This window comes from Bacillus sp. FSL R5-0585, from assembly GCF_038004545.1.
GTDB lineage: Bacteria > Bacillota > Bacilli > Bacillales > Bacillaceae_G > Bacillus_A > Bacillus_A cereus.
Map to the genome: position 1 here is coordinate 4,200,027 of NZ_JBBORJ010000001.1, position 22,474 is coordinate 4,222,500.

Here is a 22,474-nt window from a genome sequence, read left to right on the forward strand (position 1 = left end):
TGCTATTAGCGTAGTCTCTTTCTCTTAAAGATAAATACGTTGAGTCTTTCTACCTGCTCAAAAAAGAAAAATGGCTTCTATAAGAAAACCATCATTCTGTTTCATAATCTACTGATTTTACTATCTTTTCCAAGAGAAACAAAAATATACATCTTTCTCAACGCAGAAAATCATATATTGGCATTGTATAATGTTAACATAGCCAAAAATAACCGTCAACGTTTTTTTGATTTTATGATATAATATCCTTTTTTCTTTTCTACAACCTCAACTTCAGAAAATACTTCTTCTAGTTTTTTTAGCGCAGACGGTGCACCTTGTTTCTTTTGAATAACAATCCAAAGTTCTCCACCTGGAACTAAATACTCCACAGCTTTTTCTAAAATCTCATGTACAATATCTTTACCCGCACGAATTGGAGGGTTAGATAGAATAGCAGCATACTTACCATCTACATTTTCATAGACGCTACTTTGAAAAATACGTATATTCTCGATTTTGTTATTAGCGGCGTTTTCTTTCGCAAGCCCAAGTGCCCTCTCGTTCACATCCACCATGTGAACTTCACGACCTTGAAACTCTTTCGCTAACGACAAACCAATAGGACCGTATCCGCAACCTACGTCTAATATATCACCTTTAATATCTGGCATTTGAAACGCTTCAATTAAAAGACGGGAACCAAAGTCCACTTCGTTTTTCGAGAACACCCCATGGTCAGATAAGAAAGTAAATCGAGATCCACGAAGGGCAAACTCCCATCGCTTACGATCACTTTTACTAGAAGGGTCGTTAGAAAAATAATGGTCTGCCATATGGCCACCTCTTTTCTTTACAGTTAAAAAAAAAGCTCGCATGAGAGCGAGCTTTTTTTAAAGCATCAAAAGTTAATTACTTAACTTCTACAGCAGCGCCAACTTCTTCAAGTTTAGCTTTGATTTCTTCAGCTTCTTCTTTAGCAGCAGCTTCTTTGATTACTTTTGGAGTGTTGTCAACTAATTCTTTAGCTTCTTTTAAGCCAAGACCAGTGATTTCACGAACAACTTTGATAACTTTGATTTTTTGTGCACCAGCGCTAGTTAGTTCCACATCAAATTCAGTTTTCTCAGCAGCAGCTTCTCCAGCGCCACCAGCAACAGCTACAGGAGCAGCAGCAGTTACGCCGAATTCTTCCTCGATAGCTTTTACTAAGTCGTTAAGTTCTAATACAGTCATAGATTTAACTGCTTCAATGATTTGTTCTTTAGTCATTGTAAATATCCTCCCTTAAATAGGTTTGTATTGTTTTATCGATAATACGTAATTATCTTTTAAAAAATTAAGCGCCTTGCTCTTCCTTTTGGTCTGCAACTGCTTTAGTAGCAAGTGCAAGGTTACGGATTGGAGCTTGAAGAACGCTAAGAAGCATAGAAAGTAAGCCTTCACGTGATGGAAGAGTAGCGATTGCTTTAACCTCATCAAGTGTTACAAGTTTACCTTCGATTACGCCCGCTTTAATTTCTAAAGCTTCATGATCTTTAGCGAAGTCGTTTAATACTTTCGCAGGAGCAACTACATCCTCGTTACTGAACGCGATTGCGTTTGGTCCTGTTAAGAATTCATTTAACTCAGCCATTTCAGCAGATTCTGCAGCACGACGAGTTAGAGAGTTTTTGTAAACTTTGAACTCAACGCCAGCTTCACGTAATTGCTTACGTAATTCTGTTGCTTCAGAAACTGTTAAACCACGGTAGTCAACAACGATTGTAGATTTACTAGCGCGAAGTTTGTCCGCGATTTCAGTTACAACTTGTTGTTTAGTTTCGATTACTTTGCTCATGTTATTACACCTCCTGTAGATTATATAGAAGATGTACCGAAAGTGCACTAAAAACCTCCATGCCCAACTTGTAGACATGGAGGCATATAGTCACAGAAAAAAGATTCCGCTTCGTATATTAACACCTAGGTAGGAAATTAAGTCTATTGACACCTACTGTCTACGGTACACTAATTAAATTCACAACATAAATGATTATATTAAAACTTCTTTATGAAGTCAACTTCCAAAATTTACGCTAATGTAGAAACGTCTACACGTACGCCAGGTCCCATTGTAGAAGCAACTGTTACGTTCTTCATGTAAGTACCTTTTGCAGCAGCTGGCTTAACTTTTTGTAAAGTGTCAGCAATTGTTTTGAAGTTTTCTACTAATTTAGCATCTTCGAAAGATACTTTACCGATTGGAACGTGGATGTTACCAGCTTTATCAACGCGGTATTCAACTTTACCAGCTTTGATTTCGTTAACAGCTTTAGTTACATCGAAAGTAACTGTTCCAGTTTTAGGGTTTGGCATTAAACCTTTAGGTCCTAATACGCGACCAAGTTTACCAACTTCACCCATCATGTCAGGAGTTGCTACTACTACATCGAAATCGAACCAACCTTGTTGGATTTTACCGATGTAATCAGTATCGCCTACGAAGTCAGCTCCAGCAGCTTCAGCTTCTTTTGCTTTTTCACCTTTAGCAAATACTAATACACGTTGTACTTTACCAGTACCGTGTGGAAGAACAACTGCACCACGGATTTGTTGGTCAGCTTTCTTAGGGTCAACGCCTAAACGGAATGCAGCTTCTACAGTTGCATCAAATTTAGCTGTGTTTGTTTTCTTTACTAATTCTACTGCTTCTGTTGCAGAGTAAGCAGCTGCACGATCAACAAGCTTTGCAGCTTCTACGTACTTTTTACCTCTTTTAGCCATTTTTATTTCCTCCTCGAATGTGGTTTTAGCGGAATAACCTCCCACGTTTACGCCTGTTTTCAGGTATAACCTGAGGATGAGCGCCATCCATTTATTTAAAAACGATAATCATTTACGATAATAAAGGTTGCGAATTGGAATTCCAGACCCGCAACCTTTTTTAAAAACAAATCGAATTAGTCTTCGATAACGATGCCCATACTGCGTGCAGTACCTTCAACCATACGCATTGCAGCTTCTACGCTAGCAGCGTTTAGGTCAGGCATTTTAGTTTCAGCGATTTCGCGTACTTTATCACGCTTAACAGTTGCCACTTTATTACGGTTTGGTTCACCAGAACCAGACTCAATACCAGCTACTTTCTTAAGAAGAACAGCAGCAGGAGGAGTTTTAGTAATGAAAGTGAATGAACGGTCCTCAAATACCGTAATTTCAACAGGGATGATAAGACCAGCTTGATCTGCTGTACGAGCGTTAAACTCTTTACAGAAGCCCATGATGTTAACACCTGCTTGTCCTAATGCTGGACCAACTGGTGGAGCTGGGTTAGCTTTACCTGCAGGAATTTGAAGCTTTACCATTTTAATTACCTTTTTAGCCACGAGACACACCTCCTTAAGTCCGTGATGTGGTCAATTGGACAGTGATTTGCCCTCCCACGTCATATTTTATCTGTAAGGATAAAATCTTTCAAAAAACGTCTCCGATAACGAAGACGTACTGACTTAAAAGATATTATCACTTTTTACAATTCATTTCAAGTTTCATTTTATAATTTTTCAATTTGATGGAAGTCAAGTTCAACTGGAGTCTCGCGACCAAACATGTCCACAAGCACGCTAACCTTTTTCTTCTCCACATCAATTTCTTCAATAGCACCTGTATAATCTGCGAATGGTCCCTCATTTACACGTACTGTCTCATGAAGTTCAAAGTCGAAATCAACCACTTCGTTATCCATTCCCATATGTTTCATAATGGTAACAACTTCCTCTTCTAATAGAGGTGATGGTTTAGATCCAGAACCAGAAGAACCAACGAACCCAGTTACACCCGGCGTGTTACGTACAACATACCAAGAGTCATCAGTCATGATTAATTCTACTAATACATAACCTGGGAACACTTTTCTTTTCATTAATTTTTCTTTTCCGTTTTTCATTTCTACTTCTACTTCTTCCGGGACAACAACACGGAAAATTTTATCTTGCATACCCATTGATTCTACACGTTTCTCTAGGTTTGCTTTTACTTTATTTTCATATCCAGAATAAGTATGGACAACATACCAACTTTTTTCCATTCATTTAGGACGAGCGTCCTTCCCTCCCTGACGTACATTTTTTTGCGCAAATGAAAAAACCCGTTCACCGGGCTTTTACACAGTTCTTATAAATAACATTATATCATGGATAAGTGCTTCTTATTCAAGAATTAACCAAGAATTAACCGAATTAAAGAAGAAATGCCCATATCAACTACTGCGAAGAAAATCGCAAAGAACACAACTGTAGCAACAACAGTCGCTGTTGAGCGGAGTAATTCATCTTTTTTAGGCCAACTTACTTTTTTCATTTCGCGACCTACATCGCCGAAAAAGTTCGTTAAACGCATCTGCGGGACCTCCAGTGTATTATTTCAATTATTTATTTTGTTTCCTTGTGAACTGTATGCTGATTGCATGTTTTACAAAACTTTTTTATTTCAAGTCGCTCTATTGAGCTCGTATCTTTCATAGTAGAGTAGTTTCGATTTTTACACTCTTCACATGAGAGTACAACTTTTTTCCTCATTAGTTACACCAACCTTGTAACATTATGTCCCTAAAAATGTATCATACAATAAAAGACAATGTCAATGACATGCATTTTGTACTCTCTACAAAAGAAAACAGGTGATTTATTTTACACCTGTAGCACTTGTTACTTCTTATGAATTTAAAGTTGTACTTTCTCTCATTTCCATATATCGTTCCAATTTTCTCTTTACTCTTTGTAAAGCGTTATCAATAGATTTCACATGCCTGTTTAACTGTTCTGAAATCTCTTGATAAGAACGACCATCTAAATATAAAGAAAGCACTTTCCTTTCTAAATCGCTTAATAATTCAGATATTTTTGATTCTATGTCTGTATATTCTTCCTGGCTAATGATCATCTCTTCAGGATCAGTCACCTTCGCTTCAGAAATAACATCCAATAACGTTCGATCAGATTCCTCATCGTAAATCGGCTTATCTAAAGACACATACGAATTTAAAGGAATATGTTTTTGTCTTGTTGCCGTTTTAATAGCGGTAATAATTTGTCGAGTGATACATAGTTCAGCAAATGCTTTGAATGAAGACAGCTTGTCCTCTTTATAATCACGAATTGCTTTAAACAACCCTATCATACCTTCTTGAACAATGTCTTCTCGATCGGCACCCACTAAAAAGTAAGATCTTGATTTCGCACGAACAAAGTTCTTATACTTGTGAATTAAATATTCTAGAGCGTCAGTATTACCTTTTCGAACTAACTCAACGATTGCCTCATCCTCTAAATCACGAAATGTAACGTCGCCTATACTTACGAAGCCTGCTTCCACCTTGATCCCTCCGACCGCTATTTATTTAGCAATATTATACAGTAAAAAGATAAAGAGCGTCAATGCTTCAACGCTCTCCTCTTCTTAATTTTTCTAATTTTTCTGTAATATCTTTACTAAATATCTTTCGCATGGCGGGCTGCTGTTCTTTCGTGTCTTTTGTGCGCCTTCTTACTTGTTGTTCCATCGCTTGTACTTCCAACTCTAATTCACGCGCAGATTTTCGAAGGGCACCTTGCCCAAATATAACCCATTGTTCTGTATAATCAGACGTCGCAACATATATTTGTGTATTTATATTTCTAAGCTCTATCGCAAGTTGCTCTATCTTTTCGTCTGCAGTTTGATTCTTTCGTGTGAATATTACTTCTACACGAGATTGTTTCATCTTTTTTTCAATACCATGGACTGTATAGGCATCAAAGACTATCATCACTTTTGTACCTGTATAACCTTGATAATCCGCCATCTTATCAATAAGCGCATCTCTTGATGATTGTAAATCTACATCCCGCAGTTTCTTCAAATCTCCCCAAGCTCCGATAATGTTGTAACCGTCAACGATTAAAATATCGTTCATTTTTTATTTACCAATTTCGTGACGTTTACGATATACCTCATACATTAACAAACTTGCGGCTACTGAAGCATTTAAGGATGTAACTTTACCAACCATCGGTAGAGTGATTAAGAAATCACACTTTTCACCAATAATACGACTCATACCTTTTCCTTCACTACCAATTACTAATCCAATCGGCATTGTACCATCTAAATTACGGTAATCCGTTTTCCCTTTGGCATCTGTACCAGCAATCCAAAGTCCACGCTCTTTTAATTCATCAATTGTACGAGATAAGTTTGTTACGCGCGCAACAGGAATGTATTCAATCGCTCCTGTTGATGCTTTCGCAACTGATGCGGTAAGTCCCACAGCTCTTCTCTTCGGAATAATAATTCCATGAGCTCCTGTTGCATCAGCAGTACGCATAATAGAACCTAGGTTATGCGGATCTTCAATCTCATCTAAAATCAAGAAGAACGGAGCTTCATTACGTTTTTCTGCCACTTTGAATAAATCTTCTAACTCTGCATACTGATATGCAGCTACTTGAGCAATTACACCTTGATGATTACCCTCAACTAATTGATCTAACTTTTTCTTTGGTGCATGTTGTAAAATAATCTTATTTTCTTTCGCTAACGCTAGTACAATTTGTACTTGTCCTTTGGCAGCACCTTCTGCGATCCAAATTTTATTAATATCTCTCCCTGATCTTAACGCTTCAATTACAGGGTTACGTCCGATAATATATTCACTAGTCATGATGATGTGCCCCCTTCCTTTTCTTCTAAAACTGCAATTGCCTTATATACAATTTCGTCTAATCTTTCACGATTATTTAATAAATGATGATAACCAATTAGTGCTTCAAAGGCTGTACTATGTCGATATGTTTGTACATCCGTATTTTTCGGAACTGTACCTGAATTTGCATTACGCCCTCTTCTTAATACCGCCTCTTCTTCCTCTGTCAAAAATGCCGTCTCTAATAAATGATAAACAACTTTCGCCTGTGCTTTTGCTGAAACAAAGCTCGTCCCTAAGCGATGTAATTGATTAGGGCGAACTTTTCCTTTTTGAAGGAGGTGATAGCGGATATATTGTTCATATACCGCATCACCCATATACGCTAACGCCAAGCTGTTTAATTGCTTTGCATCAATCATCCTTATCCTCTTTTCCATCTTGTACCTTGAGCGGTATCTTCTAAAATAATATTACGTTCTTTTAAATCGTCACGAATTTGATCAGACAATGCGAAATCGCGATTTTTACGAGCTTCAATGCGCTTTTGGATAAGTTCTTCAATTTCTTCATCCAGTAATTCTTCTTTTGATAATTCTAATCCTAAAATATCAAATAACGTTTCCAGTTGTTTTACGTATGCTTCAATCACAACTTTAGATGTATGCTCTTCAAGTAAATATTGATTTGCATGATTTGCTACGTTGTATAATTCGGTAATTGCATTTGCAGTGTTAAAGTCATCATTCATTGCCTCTTCAAATGCAGTCTGGAATTTCTCTATTTCAGCTAACCATTTCTCATTATGGTCCGTTAAATCCGTACTACTCTCCATACGATGCTTTAAGTTTCCATAAGCTGTTTTAATTCTTTCCAGTCCATTATTCGTACTTTGTAATAACTCTTCACTAAAGTTAATCGGGTGACGATAGTGTACTGATAACATAAAGAATCTAATTAACTGCGGGTCGTATTGCTTAATAATATCGTGAACTAAAATAAAGTTACCCAGCGATTTAGACATCTTCTCATTGTTAATATTAATATATCCATTATGCATCCAGTAACGTGCAAACGTTTTTCCAGTCAATGCCTCTGACTGCGCAATTTCATTTTCATGATGCGGGAACGCCAAGTCTTGCCCACCAGCATGAATGTCAATTGTATCCCCTAAGTACTTACGCGCCATTGCTGAGCATTCAATATGCCATCCTGGACGTCCTTGCCCCCAAGGGCTTTCCCAGAAGATTTCTCCTTCTTTCGCAGCTTTCCATAAAGCAAAATCAAGAGGGTCTTGTTTCTTTTCCCCTACCTCAATACGAGCACCGTGACGTAAATCTGCGATTGGTTGATGTGATAATTTACCGTAACCTTCGAATTCCTTCGTCTTAAAGTACACATCACCCTCTGATTCATATGCATACCCTTTATTCACAAGTTCTTGAATAAATTCAATAATGATATCCATATTTTCTGTTACACGAGGATGAACTGTTGCGTGTTTGCAACCTAGTGCTGTTACATCTTCAAAGTACGCTTCAACAAAACGATCAGCAATCGTTGGTACATCTTCACCTAATTCATTTGCCGCTTTAATTAATTTATCATCTACGTCCGTAAAGTTAGATACATATTGCACATCGTATCCTTTGTATTCTAAATAACGACGCACTGTATCGAATACCATAGGAGGTCTTGCATTCCCAATATGAATGTAGTTATAAACTGTAGGTCCGCATACATACATCTTTACCTTATTTTCTTCTAATGGAACAAACTCTTCTTTTTGACGTGTTAACGTATTATAAATGTGAATAGTCATTTTTATCCTTCCTTTCTACCTTTAATTCCAATTGTTTCTTCAATTTATCAAGTTCTACTTCCATAGCCTTTAATTTATCAAAAATCGGATCTGGAAGGTCAGAGTGATTTAATTCTTGACCAATCTTTACTCCATTTTGAATAACGACACGGCCAGGTATACCTACAACTGTAGAATGTGCAGGAACTTCTTTTAATACGACAGACCCTGCTCCGATTTTAGAATTCTCTCCCACAGTAATAGACCCAAGAACTTTAGCACCCGTCGCAATTAATACATTATCCTGAATTGTTGGGTGCCTCTTCCCTTTTTCTTTTCCTGTACCACCTAATGTAACCCCTTGATAAATCGTTACATTATCACCAATTTCACAAGTTTCTCCAATTACAACTCCCATTCCATGATCTATAAAAAAGCGTCGACCAATAGTTGCTCCTGGATGGATCTCAATGCCAGTAAAAAAGCGGCTCACTTGTGAAACAAAACGTGCAAGAAAGAAAAAATTTCTTTTATAAAAAGCATGTGCAATTCGATGGGCCCAAACTGCATGTAATCCAGAGTAAGTTAAAATGACTTCGAAATAACCTCTTGCCGCTGGATCCTGTTCAAAAACGACTTCAATATCTTCCCGAAGCCTCTTAAACATCGGTGTTCCCTCCCCTTTATGGGCTGCTTTTTTGTCGAACGAACTAACTCCCCTAACTCATCACTTCTCCCCTAATTCTTTATATAAGGAGATAAATTCTATATTCATACCTATTTACAGGGTATAAAAAAAAGGCGTCTCTGTCATATTGACAGAGACGCCTTTTAAGCGCGGTTCCACTCTGTTTAGGCTTAAAAAAGCCTCAAACTCATCCATGATAACGGTGTACACCGCTTCTGCTTACTTTGCGGCCTAAGACATCCCACGAAGCAATTCGCTGTTCAGCAGAAGACTCGAAGGGGCATTTCAAAAATCCGCTTATAAACCACTCCCAGCCTAAAGGTGGTTCTCTCTGTAAAAAGCCTGATTTTCTACTTCTCCTTCTCGTCGCTTTTCCTTATTAGGTTTTAGGTATACTTATTATATTTCTAAACCTAGAAAATGTTAACCAATTACTTTTTGAAGACGATTTAAAACTTTTTCTTTTCCAAGAAGTGCAATAGCATTCGGAAGCTCTGGACCATGCGTTTGTCCTGTAGTTGCAACACGGATTGGCATAAATAAATTTTTACCTTTATGTCCTGTTTCCTTTTGAACTGCTTTAATCGCTGCCTTAATTGCTGCTGGCTCCATTGCTTCTAGAGCTTCTATTTGACCAGCAAATGCACGAAGTACTTCAGGTACTTGTTCACCATTTAATACTTCTTGTCCTTCTTCTTCATAATCAACATGATCTTTAAAGAACATTTCAGAAAGCTCTACAATTTCAGCTCCAAAACTCATTTGTTCATGGTATAAAGCAATTACATCACGAATCCAAGCTTGGTCTTGTTCGCTTAAAGTTTCTCCCACACGTCCAGCTTTCACTAAATGCGGTAAGCTTAACTCTACAACCGTATCTAAATCTTGCTTTTTCATATACTGGTTGTTCATCCATTTTAGTTTTTGAGAATCAAATAATGCAGGTGATTTTGATAAACGAGCTGCATCGAACATTTTGATAAACTCATCTTTAGAGAAGATTTCTTCTTCTCCTACCGGAGACCAACCTAGTAGTGCAATAAAGTTAAAGATTGCTTCTGGAAGATACCCAAGCTCTTTATATTGCTCAATAAATTGAATAATAGATTCATCACGCTTACTTAACTTTTTACGACTTTCATTAACAATTAGAGTCATATGACCGAATTGTGGAATATCCCAGCCGAAAGCTTCATAAATCATCATTTGTTTCGGTGTATTTGAAATATGATCATCACCACGAAGTACATGTGTAATTTCCATTAGATGATCATCTACTGCTACTGCAAAGTTATAAGTTGGAATTCCATCCTTTTTCACAATAACAAAATCACCGAAATCATTTGAATGGAACGCAACTTCATCTTTTACAATATCTTTGAATGTGTAGTCACGATCAGCTGGTACACGGAAACGAATACTTGGAATACGTCCCTCAGCTTCAAATTCTTTCACTTGTTCTTCAGTTAATTCACGGTGGTTACCTGCGTAACGAGGTGTTTCACCGCGAGCGATTTGTCCTTCACGCTCTGCTTCTAGCTCTTCTTCTGTCATATAACATTTATAAGCTAGACCACGCTCTAATAAATCTTCATATAATTTTTTATAAATATCTAAACGCTCTGTTTGGCGATATGGTCCAAATTCACCACCAACATCAACACCTTCATCCCAGTCCATACCGAGCCATTTCAAGTATTTTAATTGGCTTTCTTCTCCACCAGCCACGTTACGTTTTACATCAGTATCTTCAATACGAATAATAAATTTGCCATCTAAATGACGAGCAAATAAATAATTAAATAATGCCGTACGCGCATTTCCGATATGTAAGTGTCCTGTTGGACTTGGCGCGTAGCGCACTCTCACTTGCTTTTCCATAATTGGTACACCTTCCATTCTTAATGTCAACACATTCTATAATTGTACACCAAAAAAATGTGATTATCCATCTTACGAATTAAAAACCATTATTTTTTCTGTAATAAAACAACCGCTTGAGAAGCAATCCCTTCTTCTCTACCTGTAAATCCTAATTTTTCTGTTGTTGTTGCCTTTACATTAATGTTATCGATAGACGTTTCTAACAGTTCACTAATGCGCTTACGCATACTCTCAATATGTGGTGCCATTTTTGGTTTTTGAGCAATAATTGTACAATCTAAATTTCCTAACTCGTAACCTTGTTCACGCACAAATTCCCAAACTTTTTGTAACAATACAGCTGAATCTGCATCTTTAAAAGCTGGGTCTGTATCAGGGAAATGCTTTCCGATATCTCCTGCTGCAATCGCACCTAAACATGCATCAGCAATCGTATGTAACAATACATCTGCATCTGAATGGCCGATTAATCCTTTCTCGTGTGGAATTGTAATTCCACCGATAATCAACGGGCGCCCTTCCGCAAATTCATGTACATCAAAACCTTGTCCAATTCGAAACATCCTTACTTCCTCCTTAAGCTAAACTACTGAGCTTTATGACTCTATATTATATCGCTATCCTTATAAAGAAAAGCCCGGCTGTTGCCGAGCTTTTCTTTATTAACACGTCATCAATGTTATTTCTTCTGAACACGTAGGAAACTTTCAGCAATTAATAGATCTTCCGGAGTCGTCACTTTAATATTATAGTAACTCCCCTCTACTACACCTACTTGCTTCCCAACACGTTCTACGAGACTTGCATCATCTGTGCCAAGAAAACAACTTTGCTTTGCGCTTCTATGAGCTTCTAGCAAAAGAGAAACAGAGAATCCTTGTGGTGTTTGTACAGCGTTAAGTTGAGATCGCTCTACCGTTTCTACAACAACACCCTTCTCTACTTTCTTAACAGTATCTTTTACTGGCACTGCACAAATGGAAGCTCCATATTTTTCTGCTGCAGTTAATACATCGCGAATCACTTTATTCGTTACGAACGGGCGCGCCCCGTCATGCACAAGAACATATTCGACACCACTCGCATACTGAAGTGCGTTATAGACGCTATCTTGTCTTTCGGCTCCACCCTGAATGAATTGTACGTGCTTTTCAATCTGGTACTTCTGCATTAACTCTTCAAAATACGGGCGTTCTTCTTCGTTAATTGCCATAATAATACTTTTGCACGCTTTATCTTTTTCAAAAGCACGCAATGTGTGCACAATAATTGGTACTTCATCTATAAGTAAAAATAACTTATTTTTACCAGCACCCATTCGTTTTCCTTGGCCCGCTGCCGGAATAATTAATGTATACATATTGATAATCCTCTACTTATAATGCTTTTTCTAGCAATTTACGTTTTGCGAAAATCATACGACCAGCCGATGTTTGTAATACGCTAGTAACAAGTACGTCAAGTTGTGAACCCACATACTCTCTACCATCTTCTACTACAATCATCGTACCATCATCTAAGTATGCAACACCTTGATTTTGTTCTTTACCATCTTTCACAACATAAACACTTAATTCTTCACCAGGGAGTACGACTGGTTTAATCGCATTAGCTAAATCATTAATGTTTAACACCGTAACCCCTTGTAATTCAGAAACTTTGTTTAAATTGAAATCGTTTGTTACTACAGTTCCACCAGTGATTTTTGCCAACTTTACAAGCTTGCTATCTACTTCTTGGATATCATCGAAATCGCCTTCATAAATTTCTACCGGAATTGGCATCTCCTTTTGAATACGATTTAAAATGTCTAGCCCTCTGCGGCCACGATTACGCTTTAAAGCATCTGAAGAATCGGCAATATGCTGAAGCTCTTCTAATACGAATTGCGGAATGACAATTGTTCCTTCTAAAAACTTTGTTTGGCAAATATCTGCAATACGTCCGTCAATAATTACACTCGTATCGAGAATTTTCCAATGAGTCGTAGATTTTTCTGCTTCGACCTCTACCTCTTCATTCTCACTATTGTTTTTCTTCTTACCTCCGCGTTGGGGTAATGTAAATAATCCTAGCAATTCATTCCTCTTTTTAAATCCTACTTGGAATCCTAAATATCCAAGTAAAAGGGTGAAGAACACTTGCAACACCGTACTAATAACTGGAATTGTAAATTCACGAATTGGTATCAAAATTAAATATGCAACAATAAGACCAGAGATTAATCCTAATGTACCAAATAAAACATCTGCTACAGGCGCCTTTACAAGAGCCTCTTCAATATGCTTAATAAGTTGAACAATATAATCTACAAGCCAAAATGTTGTTAAAAATAAAATAATTGCACCAATAATTGCACGAACATACGATCCTTCCAACAAAGGAACCGCACCGATATCTAATACATTAATAATTTTGGGGATTAAGTAAATCCCTAACGCTCCCCCGATCACTAAAAAGAAGAGCTGTACAATCCGTTTTAACATCCAACCACCTCCTACTCATTATTAACCATTGTTTCGCTAATCAAAACGCCGAATGCAAAAGCGGACGTGTTTTTTTTGTAAATAGTTTTATTTACCAATATATCATATCATATACCAAAAATGTTCTAGTGTCGTTATATTATAGAATCAATGTAATATTCTTAATTGTGTCTACTCATATAGAGATGCTCTTGAATTCTTTTTAGACCTTCTCGTATTTTCTTCGCTCTCACTTCTCCAATTCCTTCCACATCATCCAATTCATTAATAGTTGCTCGGCAAACACCTTGCAATGTTTTAAATCGATTAATTAAATTCTCGATAATAAGTGGTGGAACACGAGAAATCTTGCTTGTGATTCGGTACCCTCTAGGTGTCACACTTTCTTCTAAACTTGTTTGTCCTGGATAGCCAAGCAATTTAACTAAATCACTATCCTCTAAAAGTTGTGTATTTGCAAGATCTTGTAACTTTTTCAAGATTTGATGATGGTCTTGTGTTTTCTCCTGGTGATAATCTTTAATTAACAATGCTGCCTCTGCCTCTAAATCAGCTAGTAATTCTGTAAGCTGTAAACGAATTAACCTACCTTCTGTTCCTAACTCATGAATATAGCTCAATATTTCATTTTTAATACGCAGCACCATTTCAACACTATGTAAAACGTGAACCACCTCGGACATTGTAACGACCTCTTCAAATTCTAGAATACCCAAATTCGTAATGCCGTCATTCCATACAGCCTTATATTTTTCTAGCGTTTGAATTGCTTGATTTGCTTTTGTTAAAATGACACCTATATCTTTTAATGTATAACGTAAGTTCCCTTGATATAGCGTAATTACATTACGTCTTTGTGAAATGGCCACAACAAGGCTGCCCGTCTGCTTTGCTACACGCTCTGCTGTTCGGTGACGCATACCTGTTTCAATAGAATCAATAGATGAATCCGGAACTAACTGTGCGTTTGCAATTAAAATTTTACTTCCAGTTTCATTTAAAATAAGTGCTCCATCCATTTTTGCTAATTCATATAAACTAGCAGGAGAGAATGCGCAATTAATATGAAAACCACCATCAACAATGCTTTTAATCTGCTCATTATACCCAAGAACAATTAGTCCCCCTGTTTGTGCACGAAGTACATTATCTATCCCTTCGCGCAGTGGTGTTCCCGGGGCCACGAGCTGTAAAATATTAATTATACTTTTGACACGTTGCTTATTTTCTTCCATAGCCTAGCCTCCTAATGTCAAACGAAGCGCTTCTCCTAAATTAGAAACACCTACAACCTCAATCCCCTCTGGAATTGTCCACCCCCCTAAATTTTTTCTAGGAATGATAGCACGTTGAAATCCTAATTTAGCTGCTTCTTGTACACGTTGTTCAATTCTTGATACTCTTCTTATTTCTCCAGTTAATCCAACTTCTCCTATTACCGCATCAGTTGGTGCCGTAGATTTATCTCTAAAACTTGAAGCTATACTTAAGGCAACAGCTAAATCAATTGCCGGTTCATCTAATTTCAAACCACCAGCTACTTTTAAATACGCATCTTGATTTTGTAATAGTAAACCTGTTCTTTTCTCTAGTACCGCCATAATAAGCGAGACACGATTATGATCAATTCCTGTCGCCATTCTTCGAGGATTTCCAAAACTAGTAGGGGAAATTAATGCCTGTATTTCTACTAAAACTGGTCTTGTTCCTTCCATTGAGGCAACTACTGTTGAACCTGCAACTCCAACTGGTCTTTCCTCAAGGAAAATTTCAGAAGGATTTAAGACTTCTGCAAGGCCAAGTTCTTTCATTTCAAAGATACCCATTTCATTCGTAGAACCAAAACGATTCTTTACAGCTCGTAAAATACGATATGTATGGTGTCGATCTCCTTCAAAGTAAAGAACTGCATCGACCATATGTTCTAGCATACGCGGTCCCGCAATTGCCCCTTCTTTTGTCACATGCCCTACGATGAAAATTGGGATTCCCTTTGTTTTTGCAAGTTTCATTAATTCTGCTGTACATTCACGTACTTGCGCCACACTACCAGGAGCTGATGTCACTTCAGGTAAATGTATCGTTTGAATAGAATCAATAACAACAAAAGCAGGATTCATCTCTTCAATATGTGCTGCAATACGCTGTAAATCTGTCTCTGATACAACAAATAGATTACTACCATTTACATGTAAACGATCTGCACGAAGTTTAATCTGCTTTGCTGACTCCTCACCTGATATATACAATACATCATATGAAGCATCTGCTAATTGCGAGGAAATCTGTAATAATAACGTTGATTTTCCAATCCCAGGGTCCCCACCAATAAGTACTAAAGATCCATCTACAATTCCGCCACCTAGTACACGGTTAAACTCCTGAAATTTTGTTTCAATACGTGCCTCAGACTTTGTTTCTACTTCTGTAAGACGTCTTGGTTTTGTTACTTCTGTTTGAATTGCATTTGCATAATTTAGGCGTCTGGATGATACAACTGGTTCCATCTCTTCAACAAGCGAATTCCATTGACCACACCCCGGACATTTACCCATATATTTTGGTGATTGATAACCACACTCTTGACATGTGAATTTTGTTTTCTTTTTAGCCATATCTTTTTATATTTCACTTCGCTTTCATCTATAAACATTTGACCTTCTCGTACAAGAAAGAGGGCTATCTCGTAGCCCTCTTAGTTTGTCTATACTTATTTTACCTTTTCAGCACTATGAATGACAAATGTTTCCCCTTCTACATCAAAGATAACTTTTTGCCCTTTCTCAATAGCACCTTTTAAAAGTTCTTCCGATAGTCTATCTTCTACATGCTTCTGAATTGCTCTACGTAGTGGACGAGCACCATATTCACGATCAAACCCTTTATCAGCAATAGCTGCAATCGCCCCTTCTGTTAATTGCAATTCAATTTCTTGTTCTTTTAAGCGATTCACTAACTGATTTACCATAAGAGTCACAATTTCTTGAATATGTTTTTTCTCAAGCATATGGAATACGATAATTTCATCAATACGGTTTAAGAATTCTGGACGAAATGCCTTTTTCAGCTCATCCATTACTTTACCTTTCATATCCGAATAATCACGGCTTTCATCTTGTACGTTAAATCCAAGATGTTTGTTACGTTTTAACGCCTCAGCACCAACGTTAGACGTCATAATAACAATCGTATTACGGAAATCAACTGTACGTCCTTTAGAATCAGTTAAACGACCATCTTCCAATACCTGTAGTAGAATATTAAATACATCAGGATGTGCCTTCTCTACTTCATCTAATAGGACAACTGAATAAGGCTTACGACGAACCTTCTCTGTTAATTGTCCGCCTTCTTCATACCCAACATATCCTGGAGGAGAACCAACTAAGCGAGAAGTTGAATGTTTCTCCATATACTCAGACATATCAATGCGAATCATTGCATCCTCATCACCGAACATAGATTCTGCCAACGCTCTTGCTAATTCTGTTTTACCTACACCTGTTGGTCCTAAGAAAATAAATGAACCAATTGGACGTTTCGGATCTTTCAGTCCTGCTCTTGCACGACGAACAGCTTTCGCTACAGCCACTACCGCTTCATCCTGGCCGATGACACGATCATGAAGAATGGATTCTAAATTTAATAATTTATCAGTCTCTGTTTGTGCAAGTTTAGAAACAGGGATACGTGTCCATGTAGAAACGACATTTGCAATATCTTCTACCGTAACCTCTGAATTTTCTTTTCCTTGTTGTTCTTTCCACTGACGCTTTGTATCTTCTAATTTCTCACGTAAGCGTTGTTCCATATCACGTAAGGAAGCAGCCTTTTCAAACTCTTGACTTTGTACAGCCGCATCTTTTTCTTTTCGAATTTCCTCAAGCTTCACTTCAAGCTCTTTTAAGTTTGGTGGTGTTGTATAAGAACGTAAGCGAACCTTTGAAGCAGCTTCATCAATTAAATCAATTGCTTTATCTGGTAAGAAACGATCTGTAATATAACGATCTGAAAGTTTCACAGCTGCATCAATTGCATCATCTGTAATAGACACACGGTGATGGGCCTCATAACGATCGCGTAAACCTTTCAAGATTTGAGTTGATTCTTCTAGACTCGGCTCATCAACATGAATTGGCTGAAAACGTCTCTCTAAAGCTGCATCCTTTTCAATATATTTACGATACTCATCTAAAGTTGTCGCACCAATACATTGTAATTCTCCGCGTGCTAAAGATGGTTTTAAAATATTTGATGCATCGATTGCACCTTCTGCTCCACCTGCACCGATTAATGTATGAAGTTCATCAATAAATAGAATAATATTCCCTGCTTGACGTATTTCATCCATTACTTTCTTTAAACGATCTTCAAACTCACCACGATATTTCGTCCCAGCTACCACTGTTCCCATATCTAGTGTCATAACACGCTTATCTCTTAACGTTTCAGGAACTTCATTATTTACGATTTGCTGTGCTAACCCTTCAGCAATTGCTGTTTTACCTACACCAGGCTCTCCAATTAACACTGGATTGTTTTTTGTTCTACGGCTTAACACTTCAATTACACGTTGAATTTCTTTACTACGTCCAATAACAGGATCCAAACGATTCTCACGTGCAACAACTGTTAAGTCGCGCGCTAAACTGTCTAGTGTCGGTGTATTGGCATTTGTCGATGAACCACCTTGATGACCTGAACTTGCCTCGTTACTTCCAAGAAGTTGTAACACTTGTTGTCTTGCTTTGTTAAGGCTGACGCCTAAATTATTTAAAACACGTGCCGCTACACCTTCACCTTCACGGATTAAGCCAAGTAAAATATGTTCTGTTCCAACGTAAGAATGTCCTAGCTTACGCGCTTCATCCATAGACAATTCAATAACTTTTTTAGCACGAGGTGTATAATGTACAGTTTGAGAAGCTTCTGTTCCACGTCCAATTAACGCTTCTACCTCTTTTTGCACTTTCTCCGGGCTCAATCCAAGAGCAATTAACGCTTTTGCTGCAATTCCTTCACCTTCGCGTACAAGCCCAAGTAAAATATGTTCTGTTCCAATATTATTATGCCCAATGCGAATTGCTTCCTCTTGAGATAAAGCTAATACTTTCTGTGCTCTTTCTGTAAATCTTCCAAACATCATAGAAATCGCCTCCTACTTGCGCTTAGTTTTTTTCAATACGTAATCGCTCACGGATTAAGGTTGCTCTTCGATAATCTCTTTCTTCTGGTCCTAAAGGTCCTCCTGCGTATTGTTGTAAAATACCAGGTTGCGTAAGAACCATTAGCTCAGTCAAAATATTTCTCGATATACCTTTTATATATCCTAGATCAATACCAAGTCGTACATCCGATAAGCAAGTTGCCGCTTCTGCAGATTGAATTAAACGACTGTTTGCTAGTATACCGTAAGAACGATAAACCTTATCTTCAAGCTCAATACTCGAATTTTGTACAATTAATTCTCTGGCCAATTTTTCTTGTTGTATAATTTGCTGCATGACACTCTTTAAATCTGCAATAATATCTTCTTCGGATTTCCCTAGCGTCATTTGATTTGATACTTGAAATATATTACCTAACGCTTCGCTACCTTCACCGTATATTCCTCTTACTACTAAACCTAATTTTTGAATTACTTGTATAATACGGCTAATTCTTTTTGTTAAAACCAGCCCTGGTAAATGAATCATTACAGAAGCTCTTAATCCTGTACCAACGTTAGTAGGACAACTCGTAATATATCCAAGTGATTCATCAAAAGCATATTCAACCTCTTTCTCAATCCAATTATCTATTTGATTGGCACTTTGAAGCGCCTTTGATAACTGTAGTCCTGGAAATAGGCACTGAATCCTAATGTGGTCTTCCTCATTAAGCATCACACTAATGTGTTCGCTTTCTGATAACAGACATGCTCCATATTCAGTCCCTGCTAGATTTGGACTAATTAAATGCTTTTCGACTAAAACTCTCCTTTGAAGAGGCGTTAATTCATTCATTTTTAATAGTCCAAACTTCCCAAAGGGCTCTACCGCTTTATTTATAAATTTCTTTTTAAATAATTCTTGAACCTTTTGAGCTTCCTCTTCGTTTTGCATAGTAGAAAATTGATATTGCTTAAAATTACGAGCCAAACGAATTCGACTACTTAAAACAATATCAGAATCAGGGCCATCCCCCTTCATCCATGGACTAATCGCTTCATTCATAATTTTGTCCAGTGACATAGAACTACTCCCCCTCTCTATGCTCACTAAGCTGAGTTTCAAGCCCTCGAATTTCATCTCTTACCTCAGCAGCTTTCTCAAACTCCTCATTCTGTACATATTGTTTCAGAATAAGTTTTAGTTCATCTAATTCTTTCTTTAAGTGGATATTTCCTTCCATTCGTTCCGGAATTTTTCCACAATGTTCTGTATGTCCACCATGAAGTCGCTTTAACAATGGGTTTAAGTGTCCTTTAAATGTATCGTAACAAGAAGCACAACCAAAGCGTCCCACCTTTGTAAAATGTTCATATGTCATCTTACAACCTGGACATCTTACTGTATTTGTATTTGAAAACCCGTTTTTTCCTTCTCCAAACATTGTTGATTCACCGTGTAATAAACCAGCAAATACATCATGAAATGAAAAGTTAGACTGTGATGATTGAAAGAAAGACGTATAGCCACTTTGCTCTGCACATTGCTCACAAAGATGAACTTCCGCCTTCTTCTCGTTGATTACTTTTGTATAATGTAAAGTTGCTGGTCTTATATTACAGTTTTGACAAGTCATCAATATCCCCACCTTTACAACAGGAACGATCTACCTCATGATACTTTTCATACATTACTAGATTGTCCTCTTTCCTTAATCCATTTAGATAAAAGTACATGCTCTTTTTCAAAACTTCTACAATATTTAACTGCCCTATCTTAATTATCATTCTTTTACAAAAGCTGTATTTATTTATATTTCAGTGTTCTTAACATTGCGCATAATATTCGAGCCCTAAGTTCATCTCGAGAAGGAATATCCATTGATAATACAGAACGATCTAGTACACTTAACATTAGTTTTGCTTCACGGCCTGTTATGATTCCCTCTTCTAATAAACGTATAATCATACTCTCTGCATTCCCTTGTGCAACGCTATGATCAATCATATGAAGCATTTGATCAATAATGTCTATATCATCATGCAGTTTGACTTTTATAATGCGAATGTAACCTCCTCCACCACGTTTACTTTCTACTACAAATCCTCTTTCTAATGTAAAACGGGTATTGATTACATAATTGATTTGAGATGGTACGCACTCGAATCGATCCGCAATCTCATTTCTTTTGATTTCAATCACATTATTATTACTTAAGTCAATAACTTGCTTTAGATATTGCTCAATGATATCAGATATATTTCTCATTTATCCGCCACCTTTATTGACTTTGACTATCTTTGACTTTAATTATATACGTATTAATAAAATTTGCAACTCTTTTGCTTATTCACTATCCTAGCCACATTCCCCTGCATTTAATCAAAATAGTAATTATTTAAGCATATTTTTTAATTACTATGGATTATAAAAGAAAACACGAAAAAACACGAGTCATTTGACTCGTGTTTAGTTGCTTGGCGACGTCCTACTCTCACAGGGACAAGGTCCCAACTACCATCGGCGCTAGAGAGCTTAACTTCCGTGTTCGGTATGGGAACGGGTGTGACCTCTCTGCCATCATCACCAAACTATGAAGGCATATTCCTTCAAAACTAGATAACATTGCTTCATATTATATGGTTAAGTCCTCGATCTATTAGTATTCGTCAGCTCCACATGTCACCATGCTTCCACCTCGAACCTATCAACCTGATCATCTTTCAGGGATCTTACTAGCTTACGCTATGGGAAATCTCATCTTGAGGGGGGCTTCATGCTTAGATGCTTTCAGCACTTATCCCTTCCGCACATAGCTACCCAGCTATGCCCTTGGCAGAACAACTGGTACACCAGCGGTGCGTCCATCCCGGTCCTCTCGTACTAAGGACAGCTCCTCTCAAATTTCCTACGCCCACGACGGATAGGGACCGAACTGTCTCACGACGTTCTGAACCCAGCTCGCGTACCGCTTTAATGGGCGAACAGCCCAACCCTTGGGACCGACTACAGCCCCAGGATGCGATGAGCCGACATCGAGGTGCCAAACCTCCCCGTCGATGTGGACTCTTGGGGGAGATAAGCCTGTTATCCCCGGGGTAGCTTTTATCCGTTGAGCGATGGCCCTTCCATGCGGAACCACCGGATCACTAAGCCCGACTTTCGTCCCTGCTCGACTTGTAGGTCTCGCAGTCAAGCTCCCTTATGCCTTTGCACTCTACGAATGATTTCCAACCATTCTGAGGGAACCTTTGGGCGCCTCCGTTACACTTTAGGAGGCGACCGCCCCAGTCAAACTGCCCACCTGACACTGTCTCCCGGGTCGATAAGACCCGTAGGTTAGAATTTCAATACAGTCAGGGCGGTATCCCACCAGCGCCTCCACCGAAGCTAGCGCTCCGGTTTCAATGGCTCCCGCCTATCCTGTACAAACTGTACCAAAATTCAATATCAGGCTACAGTAAAGCTCCACGGGGTCTTTCCGTCCTGTCGCGGGTAACCTGCATCTTCACAGGTACTATAATTTCACCGAGTCTCTGGTTGAGACAGTGCCCAAATCGTTACACCTTTCGTGCGGGTCGGAACTTACCCGACAAGGAATTTCGCTACCTTAGGACCGTTATAGTTACGGCCGCCGTTTACTGGGGCTTCAGTTCAGAGCTTCGCTTACGCTAACCCCTCTCCTTAACCTTCCAGCACCGGGCAGGTGTCACCCCCTATACTTCGCCTTACGGCTTCGCAGAGAGCTGTGTTTTTGCTAAACAGTCGCTTGGGCCTATTCACTGCGGCTTTCCGTTAAGAAAGCACCCCTTCTCCCGAAGT

At 38.2% G+C, this 22,474-nt stretch carries 24 protein-coding genes, 2 rRNA genes and 2 other annotated features (1 of these 28 running past the window's edge); all 26 genes read right to left on the reverse strand.

Annotation, left to right across the window (positions count from 1 at the left end; all coding sequences use genetic code 11):
• Window positions 1-215 precede the first annotated feature (215 nt).
• The gene (locus MKY38_RS21695) at window positions 216-815 is read right to left on the reverse strand and encodes a class I SAM-dependent methyltransferase (RefSeq protein ID WP_000763263.1); all 600 of its coding nucleotides are present in this window, start codon (window positions 813-815) and stop codon (window positions 216-218) included.
• A gap of 76 nt (window positions 816-891) precedes the next feature.
• The gene (rplL, locus tag MKY38_RS21700) at window positions 892-1,251 is read right to left on the reverse strand and encodes a 50S ribosomal protein L7/L12 (protein WP_000159736.1); all 360 of its coding nucleotides are present in this window, start codon (window positions 1,249-1,251) and stop codon (window positions 892-894) included.
• 67 nt (window positions 1,252-1,318) lie between these two features.
• Window positions 1,319-1,819 (reverse strand): 50S ribosomal protein L10, encoded by a 501-nt coding sequence (rplJ, locus tag MKY38_RS21705; protein ID WP_000048716.1) that lies wholly within the window; start codon window positions 1,817-1,819, stop codon window positions 1,319-1,321.
• Between the two features lie 39 nt (window positions 1,820-1,858).
• Window positions 1,859-2,003, reverse strand: a sequence feature (ribosomal protein L10 leader region).
• Between the two features lie 49 nt (window positions 2,004-2,052).
• Window positions 2,053-2,745, reverse strand: coding sequence for a 50S ribosomal protein L1 (gene rplA, locus MKY38_RS21710; protein WP_001987630.1), 693 nt, complete (start codon window positions 2,743-2,745; stop codon window positions 2,053-2,055).
• Window positions 2,746-2,921: 176 nt separating this feature from the next.
• Window positions 2,922-3,347 carry a 50S ribosomal protein L11 gene (rplK, locus tag MKY38_RS21715; RefSeq protein ID WP_001085872.1) on the reverse strand — a complete coding sequence of 142 codons (426 nt, stop codon included), beginning with the start codon at window positions 3,345-3,347 and terminating at the stop codon, window positions 2,922-2,924.
• 167 nt (window positions 3,348-3,514) lie between these two features.
• On the reverse strand, window positions 3,515-4,048 hold the full coding sequence (gene nusG / locus MKY38_RS21720; protein WP_000415794.1) for a transcription termination/antitermination protein NusG: 534 nt from the start codon (window positions 4,046-4,048) through the stop codon (window positions 3,515-3,517).
• A 131-nt stretch (window positions 4,049-4,179) separates the two neighbouring features.
• A complete protein-coding gene (gene secE / locus MKY38_RS21725) occupies window positions 4,180-4,359 on the reverse strand; it encodes a preprotein translocase subunit SecE (RefSeq protein WP_001241323.1) in 180 nt (59 codons plus the stop codon).
• Between the two features lie 32 nt (window positions 4,360-4,391).
• Window positions 4,392-4,538: a 50S ribosomal protein L33 gene (gene rpmG / locus MKY38_RS21730; protein ID WP_014481927.1), complete on the reverse strand. Its 147-nt coding sequence runs from the start codon at window positions 4,536-4,538 to the stop codon at window positions 4,392-4,394.
• Window positions 4,539-4,674: 136 nt separating this feature from the next.
• A complete protein-coding gene (locus tag MKY38_RS21735) occupies window positions 4,675-5,334 on the reverse strand; it encodes an RNA polymerase sporulation sigma factor SigH (protein WP_000387193.1) in 660 nt (219 codons plus the stop codon).
• Window positions 5,335-5,401: 67 nt separating this feature from the next.
• The gene (locus tag MKY38_RS21740) at window positions 5,402-5,914 is read right to left on the reverse strand and encodes an NYN domain-containing protein (RefSeq protein ID WP_000997886.1); all 513 of its coding nucleotides are present in this window, start codon (window positions 5,912-5,914) and stop codon (window positions 5,402-5,404) included.
• A 3-nt stretch (window positions 5,915-5,917) separates the two neighbouring features.
• On the reverse strand, window positions 5,918-6,661 hold the full coding sequence (gene rlmB / locus MKY38_RS21745; RefSeq protein WP_065223391.1) for a 23S rRNA (guanosine(2251)-2'-O)-methyltransferase RlmB: 744 nt from the start codon (window positions 6,659-6,661) through the stop codon (window positions 5,918-5,920).
• Window positions 6,658-7,065, reverse strand: a complete 408-nt coding sequence (locus MKY38_RS21750; protein ID WP_000564261.1) for a Mini-ribonuclease 3 — start codon at window positions 7,063-7,065, stop codon at window positions 6,658-6,660. The genes rlmB and MKY38_RS21750 overlap by 4 nt, the downstream gene beginning before the upstream one ends.
• Window positions 7,066-7,067: 2 nt before the next feature.
• Window positions 7,068-8,465 (reverse strand): cysteine--tRNA ligase, encoded by a 1,398-nt coding sequence (gene cysS / locus MKY38_RS21755; protein ID WP_000152276.1) that lies wholly within the window; start codon window positions 8,463-8,465, stop codon window positions 7,068-7,070.
• The gene (gene cysE / locus MKY38_RS21760) at window positions 8,446-9,111 is read right to left on the reverse strand and encodes a serine O-acetyltransferase (RefSeq protein WP_000476497.1); all 666 of its coding nucleotides are present in this window, start codon (window positions 9,109-9,111) and stop codon (window positions 8,446-8,448) included. Before cysE ends, cysS begins: the two co-directional genes overlap by 20 nt.
• A gap of 150 nt (window positions 9,112-9,261) precedes the next feature.
• Window positions 9,262-9,508 (reverse strand) — a binding site (T-box leader).
• Between the two features lie 47 nt (window positions 9,509-9,555).
• Window positions 9,556-11,013, reverse strand: coding sequence for a glutamate--tRNA ligase (gene gltX, locus MKY38_RS21765; protein ID WP_000415143.1), 1,458 nt, complete (start codon window positions 11,011-11,013; stop codon window positions 9,556-9,558).
• Between the two features lie 89 nt (window positions 11,014-11,102).
• On the reverse strand, window positions 11,103-11,579 hold the full coding sequence (ispF, locus tag MKY38_RS21770; RefSeq protein WP_000488386.1) for a 2-C-methyl-D-erythritol 2,4-cyclodiphosphate synthase: 477 nt from the start codon (window positions 11,577-11,579) through the stop codon (window positions 11,103-11,105).
• Between the two features lie 116 nt (window positions 11,580-11,695).
• The gene (gene ispD, locus MKY38_RS21775) at window positions 11,696-12,376 is read right to left on the reverse strand and encodes a 2-C-methyl-D-erythritol 4-phosphate cytidylyltransferase (protein WP_000288283.1); all 681 of its coding nucleotides are present in this window, start codon (window positions 12,374-12,376) and stop codon (window positions 11,696-11,698) included.
• A 16-nt stretch (window positions 12,377-12,392) separates the two neighbouring features.
• Entirely contained in the window at window positions 12,393-13,502 is a 1,110-nt protein-coding gene (locus tag MKY38_RS21780) for a PIN/TRAM domain-containing protein (RefSeq protein WP_000919677.1), read from the reverse strand.
• Window positions 13,503-13,663: 161 nt separating this feature from the next.
• Complete coding sequence (gene disA, locus MKY38_RS21785; protein ID WP_000392158.1) at window positions 13,664-14,737, reverse strand: DNA integrity scanning diadenylate cyclase DisA; 1,074 nt, start codon at window positions 14,735-14,737, stop codon at window positions 13,664-13,666.
• Between the two features lie 3 nt (window positions 14,738-14,740).
• Entirely contained in the window at window positions 14,741-16,117 is a 1,377-nt protein-coding gene (gene radA / locus MKY38_RS21790; RefSeq protein WP_001085202.1) for a DNA repair protein RadA, read from the reverse strand.
• Window positions 16,118-16,212: 95 nt separating this feature from the next.
• On the reverse strand, window positions 16,213-18,648 hold the full coding sequence (gene clpC, locus MKY38_RS21795) for an ATP-dependent protease ATP-binding subunit ClpC (RefSeq protein ID WP_000971184.1): 2,436 nt from the start codon (window positions 18,646-18,648) through the stop codon (window positions 16,213-16,215).
• A 22-nt stretch (window positions 18,649-18,670) separates the two neighbouring features.
• Complete coding sequence (locus tag MKY38_RS21800) at window positions 18,671-19,735, reverse strand: protein arginine kinase (RefSeq protein ID WP_000050842.1); 1,065 nt, start codon at window positions 19,733-19,735, stop codon at window positions 18,671-18,673.
• Window positions 19,736-19,739: 4 nt separating this feature from the next.
• Complete coding sequence (locus MKY38_RS21805; protein ID WP_000128402.1) at window positions 19,740-20,288, reverse strand: UvrB/UvrC motif-containing protein; 549 nt, start codon at window positions 20,286-20,288, stop codon at window positions 19,740-19,742.
• 170 nt (window positions 20,289-20,458) lie between these two features.
• Window positions 20,459-20,920: a transcriptional regulator CtsR gene (gene ctsR, locus MKY38_RS21810; protein WP_001244565.1), complete on the reverse strand. Its 462-nt coding sequence runs from the start codon at window positions 20,918-20,920 to the stop codon at window positions 20,459-20,461.
• A gap of 207 nt (window positions 20,921-21,127) precedes the next feature.
• Window positions 21,128-21,243, reverse strand: a 5S ribosomal RNA gene (gene rrf, locus MKY38_RS21815).
• 48 nt (window positions 21,244-21,291) lie between these two features.
• Window positions 21,292-22,474 (reverse strand): 23S ribosomal RNA (locus MKY38_RS21820); it runs 1,739 nt beyond the window's last position.